The sequence below is a fragment of the Rossellomorea aquimaris genome, assembly GCF_020172085.1.
GTDB classification, from domain to species: Bacteria; Bacillota; Bacilli; order Bacillales; family Bacillaceae_B; genus Rossellomorea; species Rossellomorea aquimaris_E.
Map to the genome: position 1 here is coordinate 1 of NZ_JAIVAT010000003.1, position 16,315 is coordinate 16,315.

Below are 16,315 nucleotides of genomic sequence, written 5' to 3' on the forward strand. Positions count from 1 at the left end.
CCAGCTCCGGCGGCTAGTCCCTCGAGGTCATAAGTCAAACCAACCAAAAAGGCAAAAAGCGCCTTTCCGGTTGGTTCGTCTTATGCTTGTCGGGCCTGACCAAGCCGCCTCCGCTTTTCTGTTGTCCAGCTCCGGCGGCTAGTCCCTCGAGGTCATAAGTCAAACCAACCAAAAAGGCAAAAAGCGCCTTTCCGGTTGGTTCGTCTTATGCTTGTCGGGCCTGACCAAGCCGCCTCCGCTTTTCTTTTAACTAGTTGGTTTTTGTCTCATTTGTTGCCGAATGGAATAAAGGGCTTTTTCAACGGTCTGTTTATTCTTTTCAGTGATTTCATCTTTCCTCGGTATTGGCTTGTAGATGTCAGGGGCGTCCGTCCATTGTGTTGGTAAGGGGACGCCTGCTTTATTCTGCCAACGTTCAATCCATTTCTCAGGGAAGGAAGAGGTGTGGTTCATCCTGCCGGTCATTTCCAGCCATATCAGACTCCACGCTCTCGGCACGACCCGCCATATGTCATAGCCTCCGCCACCAACGGCAATCCATTTTCCGTCACAATACTCATGTGCTAGTTCATGTGCGATGCGGGGGATTTCCCGGTAAATATCCATGGTGGCCGAAAGGTGGGTAAGGGGATCATAATAGTGTGCATCTGCCCCGTTCTGGGTTAGGATGACGTCGGGCTTAAAGTATTCCATCACTTCCCGGAAAGACGTTTCATACGCATCGAGCCACGATTCATTTTCGGTGAAGGCATCGAGAGGGATATTGAATGAATACCCGTAGCCTTTTCCGTGACCGCGCTCATTAATGTTGCCTGTCCCGGGGAAGAGGTATCGCCCAGTCTCATGAATGGACAGGGTGCAGACAGTCGGATCGTCATAGAATGACCACTGAACCCCGTCCCCATGATGGGCATCGGTATCGACATACAGAACTCTTGCCCCGTACTTTTCCTGTAGATAGCGGATGGCTACGGAGCTGTCGTTATAAATACAGAAGCCCGATGCCTTTCCTTTGAAGCCGTGATGCAAACCGCCCCCGAGATGAAGGGCATGCTTTGCTTTACCGGTCATGACCTGATCTACTGCCGTCAACGTACCCCCAACTAAATAGGCACTCGCTTCATGCATGCCTTGAAACATCGGGGTATCCTCTGTTCCGATTCCGAATCCTTCAGCCTGGTCTTGAGAAAGCTGGCCTGAACTTGCTCTCCTGACAGCGTTTACATAGCTTGGATCATGATTAAGGAATAACTCTTCATCTGTAGCCATCCTCGGGGGGACGATCTCATCCGGTTGAAGGGCATTCACTTCTTTCAGCAAATCCATCGTCAACGTGATCCGGGTTTGATTGAAGGGATGCTCATCAGAGAACCGGTACCCGAGGAGCTCATCTGAATAGATAAAGACCGCATCCTTGGTCATGATGAGATTCCCGGCATGTTTGGCCATAACACGTCATATCCTTCTTTCTTAAGATCGCTGATCACGTTCATCGGATTCATCGTCCGTACCCGGAATACAAGGATTTTAAATGCTTCGTCCTTTTTATCCGGATAAACGAGGACGCTCTGGATATTGGAATTGTTCCGTCTGATGATTCCTGCCACTTCATAGAGGATGCCCGCCTTATGGGGGACCTTCACTTCGATTTGAGAGCCGGGCTGATGGGCGCCGGTCAATTGGATAAGCGTATACAGCAGGTCTGTTTCGGTAATGATCCCGACGAGTTTGTTCTCCTTTAGGATCGGAAGGCAGCTGATATGATGCTCATAAAAAAGAGCCGCGACCTCTTCGACGAAATCCAGTGGATGTCCCGTGATCACTTCCGTCTTCATGATGAATTTAAGAGGGTTTTGTAACTCGGAAGTACTTGGCCCATCATGAAAAATGGAAGGCGTCCCGTCCTTCACATCACGGTCACTCACGATTCCGACGACTTCCATATCGTCATTGGTGATCGGGATGTGCTTGATTTTTTTGTCCCGCATCAATTTGATGGCCGATTCAATCGTATCGTCGGCTTTCAATGTTTCGATTGTCGTTTTCATTATTTCTTCTACAATCACGTTCTCCACCCCTTCTAGAAAACTGTTACGTTAATACATGAAACGATTCATAAACCGCAGCTGGTCGAAGCGTTGAATGGAATCTGCATCCACCCTTTTTCCGATCCTCGCCATTAAACAATTTGCCGGATGGGAGCTGATTTCAGGGTCATCGGTTGCATAATATTCCAATCCGCCGGCGTTCATCATCTTCTCCATCACTTTCCGGTATTCCCATACGTTCAAACCGGTTCCTTTGAGGTCCCAGTGCCAGTAATATTCAGTTGTAATGACGATGAAGTCTTCCATATGATCATCCATCATGGATACCTTTAATAGATTCTTTCCGACGGCCGCCCCGCGGAATTTAGGAATGACTTCGATTGCACCAAGCTCGATCAGATTCTCCATTTTTCCCTGTGACCAACGTTCAAGGGGATCAGGATATAAATATGTAACATACCCGACGATCGTATGATTGTCCCTGGCAATCAGGATTCGCCCTTCTGGTAAACTAGCGATTTCTACAAGTGCTTTGTGCTGCTGGGCAGGAGGTCTGAAAGCGACCAGGTCCTCATGGAAATCAAGACGGGATAATTCCTCCGCCGAAATCGGACCTTCAATAATGATGTTTCCTTTTGACGTTTTTAATTCTGTTGCATTATAGGTTTTTTTCAATTTCATCTGGACACCACCTAAAGATATTCCTCCATTTCATTATACATGAAATTAAAAAAGAGAGAGCGCTTTCACGAAAAATTCAGACGTTTTGATGGGAGATGTTATTCTGGAATACCTATAGAAGACAGCATTCTAAAGGGGTTTTTAGCAAAAATCATCGAAATACACTACATGGCAGATTTTTTAAAAAATTGAGAAAATATCGGTTTTATACTATAATAAGATTGTAATTTCTTACATAAGGGGGATGCGGTATATGAAAGTGGAAGCGTTACCAGTGACAAAGGGAAACTATAATCTTGAAAACTATGAAAATACGTACGAATCATTCGATTGGAAAGACGTCGAGAAAGAATTTTCATGGGCGGAAACAGGTCGGGTCAATCTGGCACATGAAGCGATCGACCGACATGCAGTATCTTTCAGGAAAAATAAAGTCGCTCTTTATTACCGAGATGCAGAACGTGATGAAAAATATACGTACTCTGATATGAAGAAGATGTCGAATAAAGCTGGGAATGTATTAAAGCGATTCGGGGATGTTGAAAAAGGTGACCGTGTCTTCATCTTTATGCCGAGATCTCCTGAACTATATTTCTCCGTACTTGGGGCAATCAAACTGGGGGCCATCGTGGGGCCATTGTTTGAAGCCTTCATGGAAGGGGCCGTCCGGGATCGCCTGGAGGACAGTGAAGCAAAAGTACTGATCACCACTCCTGAACTGTTGAAGAGAGTACCCGTAAGCGAACTGCCGAATCTGAAGCATGTCTTCTTGGTTGGGGAAGATGTCGAGGAAGACGATGTTCATGTGGACTTTATGAGTAAATTTGCAGAAGCGAGCGATAAGCTTTCTGTGGAGTGGGTGGACCGGAACGATGGACTGATCCTTCACTATACATCAGGCTCGACAGGTAAGCCTAAAGGGGTCCTTCACGTTCATAACGCGATGATCCAACATTATCAAACGTCCAAATGGGTACTGGATCTTCAGGAAGAAGATGTGTACTGGTGTACGGCGGATCCAGGCTGGGTCACAGGGACTTCGTACGGTATTTTCGGTCCATGGCTGACAGGTGCCTCCAATGTCATCGTAGGGGGACGCTTCAAGCCCGAGAACTGGTATAAAACGATTGAAGACTATGGTGTGACGGTCTGGTACAGTGCACCGACTGCCTTTAGAATGCTGATGGGTGCAGGGGATGAAGTCGTAAAGCAATTCGACCTGAGTTCGCTTCGTCACATCCTGAGCGTAGGAGAACCGTTAAATCCGGAGGTCGTCCGTTGGGGGATGAAAGTCTTCAACCTTCGCATCCATGATACGTGGTGGATGACAGAAACAGGCGGACAGTTGATCTGTAACTATCCGAGCTTGGAGATCAAACCAGGCTCCATGGGGAAACCATTCCCTGGTATCAAAGCCGCGATCGTCGATGACCAAGGAAATGAAGTGGCTCCTTACAGAATGGGGAACCTGGCTATCAAAAAAGGCTGGCCATCGATGATGAACCAGATCTGGAATAACCCTCAGAAATATGAATCATACTTCATGCCGGGCGATTGGTATGTATCAGGGGATTCTGCTTACATGGATGAAGACGGATACTTCTGGTTCCAGGGCCGGATTGATGATGTCATCATGACGTCCGGAGAAAGGGTAGGTCCTTTCGAAGTGGAGAGTAAGCTCGTTGAACATCCGGCTGTCGCTGAAGCAGGTGTCATCGGGAAGCCTGATCCAGTCCGTGGTGAAGTGATCAAAGCATTCATCGCCCTTCGTGACGGATATGAAGTGACAGACGAACTCAAGGAAGAAATCCGCCAGTTTGTGAAAAAAGGGTTAGCAGCCCACGCGGCACCGAGGGAAATCGAATTCCGTGACAAACTGCCGAAAACACGAAGCGGAAAAATCATGCGCCGCGTCTTGAAGGCATGGGAGTTAGACCTGCCTACAGGTGATTTGAGTACGATGGAAGATTAATAGATGGACCCCTGCTCTTGATGAGTGGGGGTTTTTTTGTTGTGGGGAAGAGGGAGAGGAGGGAGTAGAGGTGGTCGGTTTATGTCGAATGGCAGATAAATCGGGAAATTGGCAGATAAAAATAATAAATGGCAGATAACCTGAATTTTCGGCAGATATATCGTAAATATGGCAGATAAATCTCCCAAACGGCACGAATACCCCATCACCGCCTAATCACACAAACAAAAAAGAGGGAAACGTCATCACGTTTCCCTCTTTTCAACACGATTTAGTTCTGCGCTGGTGGTTCACCCGGTTCTGTCGGCGGTTCTGTTCCGCCATCGCCTCCGCCTCCGTCACCTCCGCCATCATCCTCTGGTGGTGGCGGCTCTGGTTTGTCCGGCTTGTCCGGTTTTGGCGGGGGATCAGTTGGTTTGTCCCCAGGCGGTTTCGGATCTGTACCCGGTTTCTCTGGTTTAGGATCCGGTTTCGGTTTCGGTGTTCCAATTTGTACCGTGTTGGAATGAGCGGACTCTTTGCCTGCTACATCGACTGCAACAACAAAGTATTCACCATTTCCAACGGATACAGCATAACTGGATCCGGACTTGACGCTTCCGACCTTACTGCCGGATGTGCTGTAAACGCGGTATCCGACGACATCGCCGCTTGCAGAAGCTGTCCAGGTTATTTTGTTACCGTTACCGCTTGCTTTGACGGTTCCTGGAGCAGCTCCGTCATCAGAAATCTTGTTTTCCGCGATAAGGACATTTTTAAATCGTTCATCCCCATCCGGAATCAGTTTATCTGGATCTCCAGGTACAGAACCAAAGATGTTTTTCACAAAGTCAGGGTTCAAGATGACTCCAGGCTGTGAAAACTCTTCAGGTGTATTTGGCAGAGCCAAGTATTTCTTTCCGTTCACCATCACGTATCGGCTCATGAGTAAGCTGTCATCCGTTTTGGTTGGGACATATTTTGCATTGAATAAATCACTCTTTACGAGTCCTGCCTGACTGCAAGCTTCTGATGGAAGCAGTCCAGAGATCGAACAGAAGGACCTTCTAACAACTCCTTCAGGCTGCTGGAACGACGCATCGGGATCGATGAGATCTGGAGCCAGGTCTCGAACATCATTCAGTAAATAAGACCATAAACGGATATTACGTAATCCGTAATGTCCGTATTGAGCTCTGGATGCAGCTGTATTCAAGGACGAAGGTGTGTCGTAACCGAACCAGGTCCCGAAGGTGATGCTCGGATTCGTTGCCACAAACCAGTGGTCTTTGTAATCCTGACTCGTTCCGGATTTACCGGCCCAGTCCGAACTGAAATTCAAGAATGTTTTGGCATATCGTCCGGTACCAAGGTTATGATCCAGTGTATCCCTCATCATATCAATGGTTAAGTAGGCAGTTTGGGGACTGAAGACATCCACCGGGTCTACCTTGTGCTCATAGACGACCGTGCCATCTTTATCGACGATTTTATCAATCATGAACGCATCGATGAATTTTCCACCATTTGCGAACGTCGTATAGGCATTCACGTTTTCTTCGACGGTGACACCCGTCGTGGTTGCCCCGAGAGTAAGGGAAAGGTTATTGTCATACCTGCTTGAAAGGGAAGTGAATCCCATTTTCAGTAGAAACTCTTTAAATGGATTCCGGTTATAAATATTCGCATACGTTCTTACGGCAGGAATATTCAAGGATTCTGCAAGGGCGAACCTTGCAGGGAAAAGTCCGCGCTCTCTGAACGAGTAGTTTTCCGGTTGCCAGCCATTGATGTTGACAGCAACATCAGGAATAGGTGAGCCTGGTGAAATATAACCGTATTCCAATGCAGGCGCATACGCGAGCAAAGGTTTCATAGTAGATCCGTTTGATCGATGTGATTGTGTGGCATGGTTGATCTGTTCCAATTTGAAATCACGTCCGCCGATGAAGCTGATGATGCGGCCCGTTTTATTCTCAATCATCACGGCGCCAACTTGAACCGGTTGGGGCACTTCTACATCTTCACCTGTTTCAGGATCTTTTTTCGTGATGGTTTTTGTAGGACCGTACATATCATACGCGTCTTTTGTCTTCTGCATTTGATCATAAATCTTCTTGTTGATGGTCGAGTGAATTTCATACCCGCTTTGACGGACATTGCGGTCAGCCAAGGTATGGTACTTGTCTTCAAGCTCATCATTGTTCTCGAGATCCTGTTCAGAGTAACCATCTTTTTTGGCAAGAACATTTTTCATGATATCCACTGCCCGGCTTTCAAGTTCGGCAGTCAGCCATGGATATTGCTCCTGTGGTGATGGCTTCGGCTTTACAAAATCTTTTGAGATATCATACGCAACGGCATCATCATATTGCTTTTGCGTAATATATCCTTCACGGTGCATCCGGTAGAGGACCGTGTTTTTACGGTTCATCCCGGCTTCGAGATTCTCTTTCACTTCTCCATTATTCTTAAATGGTGTGTAAGAGAATGGAGCCTGCGGAAGACCGGCGATGAAAGCTGCCTGTGGCAGGGACAAATCCTTTGCTTCCACTCCGAAGATTCCTTTAGCAGCCGATTGAACGCCTGCGATGTTTTGACCGGAAGAATTTCTTCCCAGAGTCGCCACATTCAGATAGGCTTCCAGGATTTCATCTTTATCAAAAAATCTTTCCAATCGTAGAGCGAGAAGGATTTCTTTCGCCTTTCTCTCAAATGATACTTCATTCGTGAGGATTTGGTTTTTGATCAGCTGTTGAGTGAGTGTACTTCCGCCCGATTGGGTAGAGGAATTCGTGAATTCCTGTAGTACGGCACGCATGATCGCTTTCGGTACGACACCGTTATGTTCGTTGAAGTATTCATCTTCAGTGGCAATGACGGCATGTTGAAGATCTTCCGAAATATCTTCAAGCTTTACTTCTTCACGTTCCAGGTCTGTCCGAAGTTTCCCCAGATACACGTCATCAGAGAAGTAAAGACGTGAGGTTTCCTCATAGTTGTAGATGTCCTTTTTCATTTGGCCATAAGGACGGATCGGTTCTTCCTTGACAAGTGAAGCGAAATAACCCGCTCCGACTCCTCCTGCAAAGGCAAACCCCAATACAAAAATTACGACCACGATCAGTGACAGGTTCCAGAATACTCCGTATGTAATTCTTGCTCGTTTTTGAAATCTAGTATTTGAAAAGAACCTGATTGCAGGGTCTATTTTTTCGAGAAATTTGTTCCATTTTTCCTTCATATATCATTCCCCCCAGAACATTCCCATTATAGCATAATAACAGGAAGACTGTCGTAAAAAGTCAAATAAAATGGTCATTTGTTTCGCGTTTAGTTGACTATTATTTTGGAATATGGTAAAAACCTAGTATAGTGAAATGAATGATAATCCGTCATAAGTTCGGATTTCTGTACAAAACATAAACGCAATGAGAGGAATAAGTAGTCTGCCTTCCCTGTTATGAAGAGAGTCAGTGGTTGCTGTGAACTGACACAAATGGCCGATGAATTACATCCTGGAGCTTTTGCTGTGAACCTGATAGTAGCAGCAAACGGTGAAAGCCGTTATCTTGAATGAGTGAAGGATGTTATTCCTTAATTTGGGTGGTACCGCGCGACAGCGTCCCTGCATATATGCAGGGACTTTTTTGTTGTTTACTTGTTTATCTAAAGGAGGAAAAAGAGATGGATTTACTTAAAGACTTGGAATGGCGTGGGATCACGTATCAGCAAACAGATGCAGAAGGATTGAAGGATTTATTGAATAAAGAAAGCATTTCGATTTACTGCGGAATCGATCCGACAGCGGACAGCATGCACATCGGGCATCTGCTGCCATTCCTGACGCTTCGCCGTTTCCAGAATCAAGGGCACCGTCCTCTTGTTTTAGTTGGAGGGGCAACGGGCTTGATCGGAGACCCGAGCGGGAAAAATGAAGAGCGTAAACTGCAGACCGTGGAAGCAATCCAGGGGAATGTGGAAAGCATTAAAGGGCAGCTCCAAAGCATCTTTGATTTCGAAGGGGAAAACGGTGCCGTAATGGTGAATAACTATGACTGGATTGGAGCGATGGATGTCGTGACATTCCTTCGTGATTTCGGTAAGCATGTGGGTGTTAATTACATGCTGGCGAAAGATACGATCGCATCCCGTTTGGAATCAGGTATTTCTTTCACTGAATTTACGTATACGATTCTACAAGCAATGGACTTCAATCACTTATACGATCACTACAATTGTAAGCTTCAGATCGGTGGAAGCGACCAGTGGGGGAATATCACGACTGGTCTTGAACTGATCAGACGTACACATGAGGAAGAGACGAAGGCATTTGGCTTCACGATTCCACTGGTAACGAAAGCTGACGGAAGTAAATTCGGAAAAACGGAAAGCGGAGCAGTTTGGCTCGATCCGAAGAAGACGTCTCCGTACGAGTTCTATCAATTCTGGATCAATGCGGCCGACGCGGATGTGATGAAATACTTGAAGTACTTCACATTCCTTTCTCACGAAGAAATCGATGCGCTTGCTGCTTCCGTTGAAACAGAGCCTCATCTTCGAAAGGCACAAAAGACGCTTGCTGAAGAAATGACAAAGCAGATCCACGGGGAAGAAGCGCTTGATCAGGCGATCCGTATCACTCAAGCTTTATTCAGCGGAGAGATCAAGTCATTATCAGCTTCTGAAATAATGGAAGGATTCAAAGATGTCCCATCCTTTGAACAATCAAAAGGGGAAGAAATCGGATTGATCGATCTACTCGTCAATGCGAAAATCTCCCCATCGAAGCGTCAGGCACGTGAAGATGTTGGGAACGGTGCTATTTACATCAATGGAGAGCGTGTAACAGATCTTCAGCATGTAATGGGTGAAGGTGATATGATCGAAGGACAATTTACGATCATCCGCCGCGGAAAGAAGAAATATTTCAGAGTTCAGTACGTATAATAGAAAATAGAATCTATCAGTGCGGTATCCGTTTCTCTTTTTGTGGAGCGGGTGCCGTACTTTTTTTGTGTGGGGAAAAGTCGGAATTGAAAATAAAAGTGTTAGATTTGAAAGTAAAGTTGAGAAATTGAATTAAAAGTGTTGGATTTGAAAATATATGCTTCTCCTACCCTTAAAGTAAAAAGCTCTTCTGGCAAAGATTTTTCTTATTCATGTACAGACTATAGTTAGCTCTGTGATTTAGGTTATGCCGGAGGGTGATGAAAGTGTTGACAGAGCAAAATGGTTCAGAAATATCAATTAAGGGAGAGTAGTGGCCTGTTAACTTTAATTGGTCTCTGCAACTATTAGAAAAATTGTTTTTGTGTGTAATCTCAACATATTTATAACTGTTATAGTGAGGCACTTACGCTTGGAAAGTTGATTGGAGCTGAAGGTGCTCGACTCCTGCGGGGAACGCTGGACAGGTGAGACCCCACAGGGCTTTAGCCCGAGGAGGCTCACCGCCAGCCCCGCGGAAAGCGAGCACCTTCAGCGGAAATCAACCACTACTCGCTACATTCAGAAGTAACAATGTTATGAAAATAGCCATACAAAAAAAACACTGCCCATAAAATGGACAGTGTCTCTTTCACAAAGATTAACGAGAGTAGAACTCAACGATAAGAGCTTCGTTAATTTCAGCTGGTAATTCAGAACGCTCAGGAACGCGTGTGAAAGTACCTTCTAATTTGTCAGCATCGAAAGTTAGGAATTCAGGAACAAAGCTGTTCACTTCCATCGCTTCTTTGATGATGTCAAGGTTACGTGATTTTTCACGAACTGAGATTGTTTGACCAGGAAGAACGCGGAATGAAGGGATGTCTACGCGAGATCCGTTCACTGTAACGTGACCGTGGTTAACAAGTTGACGTGCTTGACGACGAGTACGAGCAAGACCTAAACGATAAACAACGTTATCCAGGCGGCACTCAAGTAGCGCCATGAAGTTTTCACCGTGTTTACCTTGTAATTTGCCAGCTTGGTCAAATAGGTTACGGAATTGACGCTCAGTTACTCCGTACATGTGACGAAGTTTTTGCTTCTCTTGAAGTTGTAAACCGTACTCAGAGATTTTTTTACGTTGGTTAGGACCGTGTTGTCCTGGAGCGTAAGGACGCTTTTCTAATTCTTTACCCGTACCGCTTAGAGAGATTCCAAGACGACGAGATAATTTCCAGCTTGGGCCAGTATATCGAGCCATGAGAGACTCCTCCTTTATTGTTTTTATTTTGTTGTAAAATAAAAACACCTGTGAATAAACAATTATGTGCATTTTGTTTTCATGTACCTTCGCCCTAGCAGCAGAGGGTTACAAGATACACCTCAACGTAGAGGAACAAAATACGACCATAAAGGACTTCACTGAAGCTGCATTATTTTACACAAAGAATATTATATGACGCGATAGATTGGAAGTCAAGAGAGTATTTCAAATTTCCTTGAAGTCTAAAAACAAAATAGTCCATAAGTCATTTGTTGTGATATAATGAAAGAAGAAAATTATGTTAAATAGGTGAGCAGATTTGCAAGAATCAAAGAGAGAGAAACGTCTTCGATTTCTATTGATCGGTCTGTGTCTCCTGGTCGTTTTGGGAGGATTCCTATACTCCTCCAACTCATCAAAAAAAGTTGATGGGAAAACATCTTCCATTCAAGCCGAAGTCCTGTCCAAAGGCAGCGAAACAGAGAACCCTGTCATCGCGGTGGCGAAGATGGTCGAGGAGCAGCCGGTTCTTGTCATATACGAACTTGATCGAAATAACCAATTTTTCTTTAAGGTATTACATAGCGTATCGTTACAGAATACAGTGAAAACAATGAGCATTGCAAAGGAACATAATGGAATCTGGGTCCAGTTGGAAGAGAAGAACTGGGTGTTGTTTTCCGAATCTTTGGAGGTTTTGCAAGAAAGGGAGGATGGCCCATCATCCGTTACGACAAGTCGGCATCCTTTTAATATAGAAGAAGACGGATTCATCGGCATTCCCCGGGATGAAGGGGAATCACTCCGACTAAACCTATCAAATAGAAGCGGGAAACCGAATGATATTCATTCTTTATCAGTAGACGATTCAATATGGATGGTTGTCTTTCAAAAGGATCTGGTATTGGCCAGGAGCCAATGAAGTAAATCGTTTCACAAACCTTTCAGGTGTGGGTGAGAAATATGTACGTAATTCAACATGCTTTGCACGAATACAAGTCAAAGCTATTCGATTTAATATATGAAGAAATGTCGTCGGACGCAGATCAGTCTGTTCAATTGCAGAAGTGGCTGACGGTTGTGAAGGACTGCCTCGGGATCGATCGGGCTTTTTTATATTTTTATTCAGGCTCGACTTATTTCCTGTATCATCCCGATCAGAATTCGGAGGCTCCCTTTACACTTGCTGAAGTGAAGGAGGAGTATATTCTCCGTCCCATTTCAATAGAAAAAAGGGACCGTTCATCCATTAAGTTCCACTTTACGAAAAAGGATGGAAGTCCACTGGCGATCCTTTTAGTGAAAAAAGAGAATACAGGCGAGTGGGCAGATGAAAACTGGATGCATTCTTTTTGGAAAGTGAGCAATCAGTTTTTACAGCATATTGGGGGTATCCAGACTGTACTGGAAGACGAAAGGAGATATCGGGAACTATTCAAAGTGACGGAGATTTTCCATTCAACCAGGGATGTGCGCACGCTTCTCGTACAGATCATCGAGACGCTGAGAGAGGTATTCCCGGTAGATGAGTTCCACTTATTATTGTCGAATGACCGGTATGAGTTCGGGGAACTCCCTATTAAGAATTTCGACTTTGAGGAAGCAAACGAATCAGCCATGCAGGCATTTGTGAATGGCAGCATCGAATCAGGGGAAGAGGATGTCCTGTACGCACCTTTAAAAGGAAAGCAGGGGATTTATGGGGTCCTTGAAGTGAAGTCCGTGTCCCATGACACTTTTACAGATCATAAGATTGAGTTCATTCGCCTGCTTGCGTATACGGCGGGGAGTGCCCTGGAGAATGCCAAACTCTATGAACAGTCGAAAAGGCTCATCACCGATCTTCAACTCATCAATGAAACGTCCCATCAATTGAATTTGAATTTACGGTTGTCGGAAACCGTCATGTTCTTAAAGAAACAGATTAAGCGTTCTTTTCAGGCATCCGCCATTGGATTTGTACTCCTGAAAAAAGGGGAGTACACCATTATGGACGAAAGCTCGTCTGTCTTTTTTGAAGAAAAAGGCAGGAACTATATTTCGTACGTAAAGCAACGCATCGAAAAGGAAAGGGATGCCATCTTTTTAGGAGATGTCAGCGACCGATTCGAAAAGGCAGACTTCCCTTCGATCATGGCCGCTCCCATGATCCAAAATGAAGCCCTGATCGGATTCTGTGTGGTTCTGCATAAAGACCCTTATATGTTCTCTTTCGATATGTATAAGCTTCTGCAGTCATTCATCCATCATTCGACCCTTGCCATCACCAATGCCACTCTTCGTGAAAAACTTGAGCATATGGTCATCACCGATCATATGACCAAATTATTCGCGCGGAACTATTTGGATGACACAATGGAAATCTCCATGAATCAGGATGAACTGGGTACATTACTCCTGATTGATATAGATGATTTCAAATCAATCAATGACACGTATGGCCATCAAATTGGTGATGAAGTAATCATCGAAGTGGCAAACCTGATCAAAAGCATTGTCAGTCATCATGGCTTTGTTGCCAGATGGGGAGGGGAAGAATTGGCGGCCTATCTCCCTTCCATTGGACGTGAAGAGGGCCTTGAAATCGCCCGGCGCATCATAAAAGAAGCCCCTCTGAAAACCGATCCATCCGTCACCCTGTCATGCGGCTTATCCATTTGGAGAAAAAATGATGACACATGTCCGAAGTCCGTGAAGGAACTAGTAAAAAAAGCGGACGAAGCGCTCTACCTTGCGAAGAATAACGGAAAGAACCAGGTAGTGAAAGATTGTGATTGAAGTAATGCTGGATAAAGAATGAATCGGGAAGAGCCATTTTTGGTTCTTCCTTTTTAATTAGCTCATCATGAAGATTGGTGTTTAAAAGCACCGAGACACAGTAAATGTAACTAATTGCATTGCTTTTTAGGTATAGGAATCGATCGCCGGTTGCGGAAATCAACCAACTCCTCACTACATAAGTAGCAGTGTTAACAAATCAGTTTTAAATGAAAAACACCACATTTCCCTTTACCACTTTAATGTAACCGCTTTCTTTTTCTCCGTAGTTATCATATTCTAGAATAGTAGTTACTTAGACTTAAAGGGAATACTGGGAGGAATACTGAATGAAAGAAGAGAAACGTTTTGAAACACGGGTGATTCACGAGGGGTATCAATCGTCTCAACATTTTGATAGTTTAGCGCCCCCTTTATACCAAACTTCAACTTATACCTTTGCAAATGCGAAACAAGGGGAAAATCGATTTGCAGGTGAAGAAGAAGGATATATATATTCAAGACTGGGAAATCCGACAGTATCCATTTTGGAAGAACGGATGGCTTCATTGGAAGGCGGGGAAGCTGCTCTTGCCTTTGGTTCCGGTATGGCAGCTGTCAGCGCGGTTCTGTTTTCGCTGACAAAATCAGGGGATCATATCCTATGTTCTCAAGGGGTGTACGGCTGTACGTTCGGTCTTCTTGAGCTCCTTCAAGAGAAATTTGCCATCGGTCATGATTTCTCTTCCATGGATACAGAGGAAGAAATCCGGGGGAAAATAACGGAAAACACAAGCTGCATTTATGTGGAAACTCCGATCAACCCGACCATGCAGCTCATTGATCTTGAGCTCGTTGTGAAGGTTGCGAAGGAAAAGGGGATTCCAGTCGTAGTGGATAACACATTCTGTTCTCCGTATCTTCAACGTCCGCTTGAGCTAGGGTGTGACATTGTCATCCACAGCGCAACGAAATATATTGGTGGGCATGGGGATGTTGTTGCAGGTCTTGTCGTCGGCTCGCAGGAGAAAATGGCGGAAATCCGGATGACCACTCAAAAGGATATCGGTGGAATTATTTCTCCTTTCGATGCATGGTTATTGCTTAGAGGGTTAAAGACATTGGCCGTGCGCATGGACCGACACTGTGACAGCGCTGAGAAGATTGCCGATTTATTAGCGGGACATCCCGCGGTAGAAACGGTCATCTACCCTGGACATGCCAATCACCCTCAGCACGGGGTCATGAAGAAACAAATGAAAAAACCGGGCGGGATGATTTCCTTTACGCTGAAAGGCTCCAAGGAAGAAGCGCAGAAGTTCATGGATGATCTTGACATGATCAAAATCGCTGTCAGTCTTGGCGATGCAGAAACATTGATCCAGCATCCCGCGACGATGACTCACGCCGTCGTGCCTGAAGAGTCTAGAAAGAGCATGGGAATCAATGATTCTCTTCTGAGACTTTCCGTGGGACTTGAAGCACCTGAGGATATTTGGAATGATTTATCACAGGCGTTGGATAAGGCGTAAGGAATAGTGGAAGTAGCTTAAATTCTATATATATATGAAACAAGCGCGTGCCATACACAGGCATGCGCTTGTAGACGTTCAAATCATTCATCATTCATTGCTTGATCGAGGGTCTTTAGGTTTTTTTTCATCAATGTCATGTAGTTTTCACCGTTTTTAATGTCCGATTCTGTTACTACAGAAAGGTTATGAATGTGCAATGGCTTTGCATTGATTTCTTTCTGGATGATCTCAGCAACCCGAGAAGTGACGTTTTGTTCAAAAATCACATAATGAATAGAATGCTCTTGGGCAGTTTCAATGATTTCCTTCAATTCTTTCTGGGAAGGCTCATCGGTAGGAGAGAGTCCGGCAACAGCCAGTTGTTCAATTCCATAGGCGTGCTCCCAATATCCATATGCAGCATGGGAAACAAGGATCTCTGGATGGTCACTTTCTTGAGCCAATGATTTAAATTCAGCATCAATACTCTGTAAATCTTTTTTTAAATCGTTGAAATTCTGGTTAAATGCATCTTTATGTTCTGGTTGAAGATCAATCAGAGCGTCACGGATATTCTCGGCCAATCCAATGGCACGGTTTGGATCTAACCAGACGTGTGGATCATAATCCCCATGATGATGTTCCTCTTCATGATCGGCATCGCTCTCTTCGTGATGTTCCTCTTCATGAGCAGCTTCTCCCTCTTCATGATCTCCTTCTTCAGAGTGATCGTGAGAGCTTGCGATGACATCGACTCCCTTTGTCGCCTCTACCATGATCGTATCCTCGTTTTCTAGGGATTTAGTGATTTTTTCAGCATAAGACTCCATCCCAAGGCCGTTATAAATAAACAGATCTGATTCTGCGATGCTTATCATATCTTTAGAGGTTGGTTCAAAGGTATGGGCATCAGAACCAGGGGGAAGCAGGGACTCTACCTTTACGAGATCGCCTCCAATACGTTCGGAAAAATATTGAAGGGGATAGAGGGAAGTCATGATGTTTATTGACTCCTTACCATCAGATTGATCGAAGTTATTCCCTGTGGTTTTAGCCTGATTACAGGCAGAAAGAAACATGGATAAAATAAGAACAAGTGAAATGAATAGGTATTTTTTCATCGTTAACTCCTTTTTAATGATTTCACACACTACTTTATCGTAATCAT

At 44.8% G+C, this 16,315-nt stretch carries 11 protein-coding genes and 1 other annotated feature; of the genes, 5 read left to right on the plus strand and 6 right to left on the minus strand.

Going from position 1 to position 16,315, the window contains the following annotated elements:
* Positions 1 to 246: 246 nt before the first annotated feature.
* Genes LCL96_RS00630 through LCL96_RS00640 form a run of 3 tightly spaced genes read right to left on the minus strand, consistent with a single transcriptional unit; the run spans position 247 to position 2,729 of the window.
* Positions 247 to 1,422, minus strand: coding sequence for an acetoin utilization protein AcuC (locus LCL96_RS00630; protein WP_224941246.1), 1,176 nt, complete (start codon positions 1,420 to 1,422; stop codon positions 247 to 249).
* Complete coding sequence (locus LCL96_RS00635; protein WP_224939573.1) at positions 1,419 to 2,066, minus strand: acetoin utilization AcuB family protein; 648 nt, start codon at positions 2,064 to 2,066, stop codon at positions 1,419 to 1,421. The genes LCL96_RS00630 and LCL96_RS00635 overlap by 4 nt, the downstream gene beginning before the upstream one ends.
* Positions 2,067 to 2,096: 30 nt before the next feature.
* Positions 2,097 to 2,729, minus strand: coding sequence for a GNAT family N-acetyltransferase (locus tag LCL96_RS00640; protein WP_224939574.1), 633 nt, complete (start codon positions 2,727 to 2,729; stop codon positions 2,097 to 2,099).
* Positions 2,730 to 2,982: 253 nt separating this feature from the next.
* Between LCL96_RS00640 and acsA the strand changes: the two genes are divergently transcribed.
* A complete protein-coding gene (acsA, locus tag LCL96_RS00645; protein ID WP_224939575.1) occupies positions 2,983 to 4,701 on the plus strand; it encodes an acetate--CoA ligase in 1,719 nt (572 codons plus the stop codon).
* A gap of 271 nt (positions 4,702 to 4,972) precedes the next feature.
* On the opposite strand, the gene LCL96_RS00650 is transcribed toward acsA, so the two are convergent.
* Complete coding sequence (locus LCL96_RS00650; protein WP_224939576.1) at positions 4,973 to 7,924, minus strand: transglycosylase domain-containing protein; 2,952 nt, start codon at positions 7,922 to 7,924, stop codon at positions 4,973 to 4,975.
* Between the two features lie 178 nt (positions 7,925 to 8,102).
* Positions 8,103 to 8,313, plus strand: a binding site (T-box leader).
* 54 nt (positions 8,314 to 8,367) lie between these two features.
* On the opposite strand from LCL96_RS00650, the gene tyrS reads away from it, so the two are divergent.
* On the plus strand, positions 8,368 to 9,630 hold the full coding sequence (gene tyrS, locus LCL96_RS00655) for a tyrosine--tRNA ligase (protein ID WP_224939577.1): 1,263 nt from the start codon (positions 8,368 to 8,370) through the stop codon (positions 9,628 to 9,630).
* 640 nt (positions 9,631 to 10,270) lie between these two features.
* Here tyrS and rpsD read toward each other — a convergent pair.
* On the minus strand, positions 10,271 to 10,873 hold the full coding sequence (rpsD, locus tag LCL96_RS00660; protein ID WP_034765742.1) for a 30S ribosomal protein S4: 603 nt from the start codon (positions 10,871 to 10,873) through the stop codon (positions 10,271 to 10,273).
* 322 nt (positions 10,874 to 11,195) lie between these two features.
* Between rpsD and LCL96_RS00665 the strand changes: the two genes are divergently transcribed.
* The 3 genes from LCL96_RS00665 to megL all read left to right on the plus strand — a co-directional run bounded on the left by LCL96_RS00665 (position 11,196) and on the right by megL (position 15,165).
* On the plus strand, positions 11,196 to 11,798 hold the full coding sequence (locus LCL96_RS00665) for a hypothetical protein (protein WP_224939578.1): 603 nt from the start codon (positions 11,196 to 11,198) through the stop codon (positions 11,796 to 11,798).
* A gap of 41 nt (positions 11,799 to 11,839) precedes the next feature.
* Positions 11,840 to 13,654: a sensor domain-containing diguanylate cyclase gene (locus tag LCL96_RS00670; RefSeq protein ID WP_224939579.1), complete on the plus strand. Its 1,815-nt coding sequence runs from the start codon at positions 11,840 to 11,842 to the stop codon at positions 13,652 to 13,654.
* Positions 13,655 to 13,983: 329 nt separating this feature from the next.
* The gene (gene megL, locus LCL96_RS00675) at positions 13,984 to 15,165 is read left to right on the plus strand and encodes a methionine gamma-lyase (protein ID WP_224939580.1); all 1,182 of its coding nucleotides are present in this window, start codon (positions 13,984 to 13,986) and stop codon (positions 15,163 to 15,165) included.
* Between the two features lie 83 nt (positions 15,166 to 15,248).
* On the opposite strand, the gene LCL96_RS00680 is transcribed toward megL, so the two are convergent.
* A complete protein-coding gene (locus LCL96_RS00680; RefSeq protein ID WP_224939581.1) occupies positions 15,249 to 16,268 on the minus strand; it encodes a metal ABC transporter substrate-binding protein in 1,020 nt (339 codons plus the stop codon).
* Positions 16,269 to 16,315: the final 47 nt, after the last annotated feature.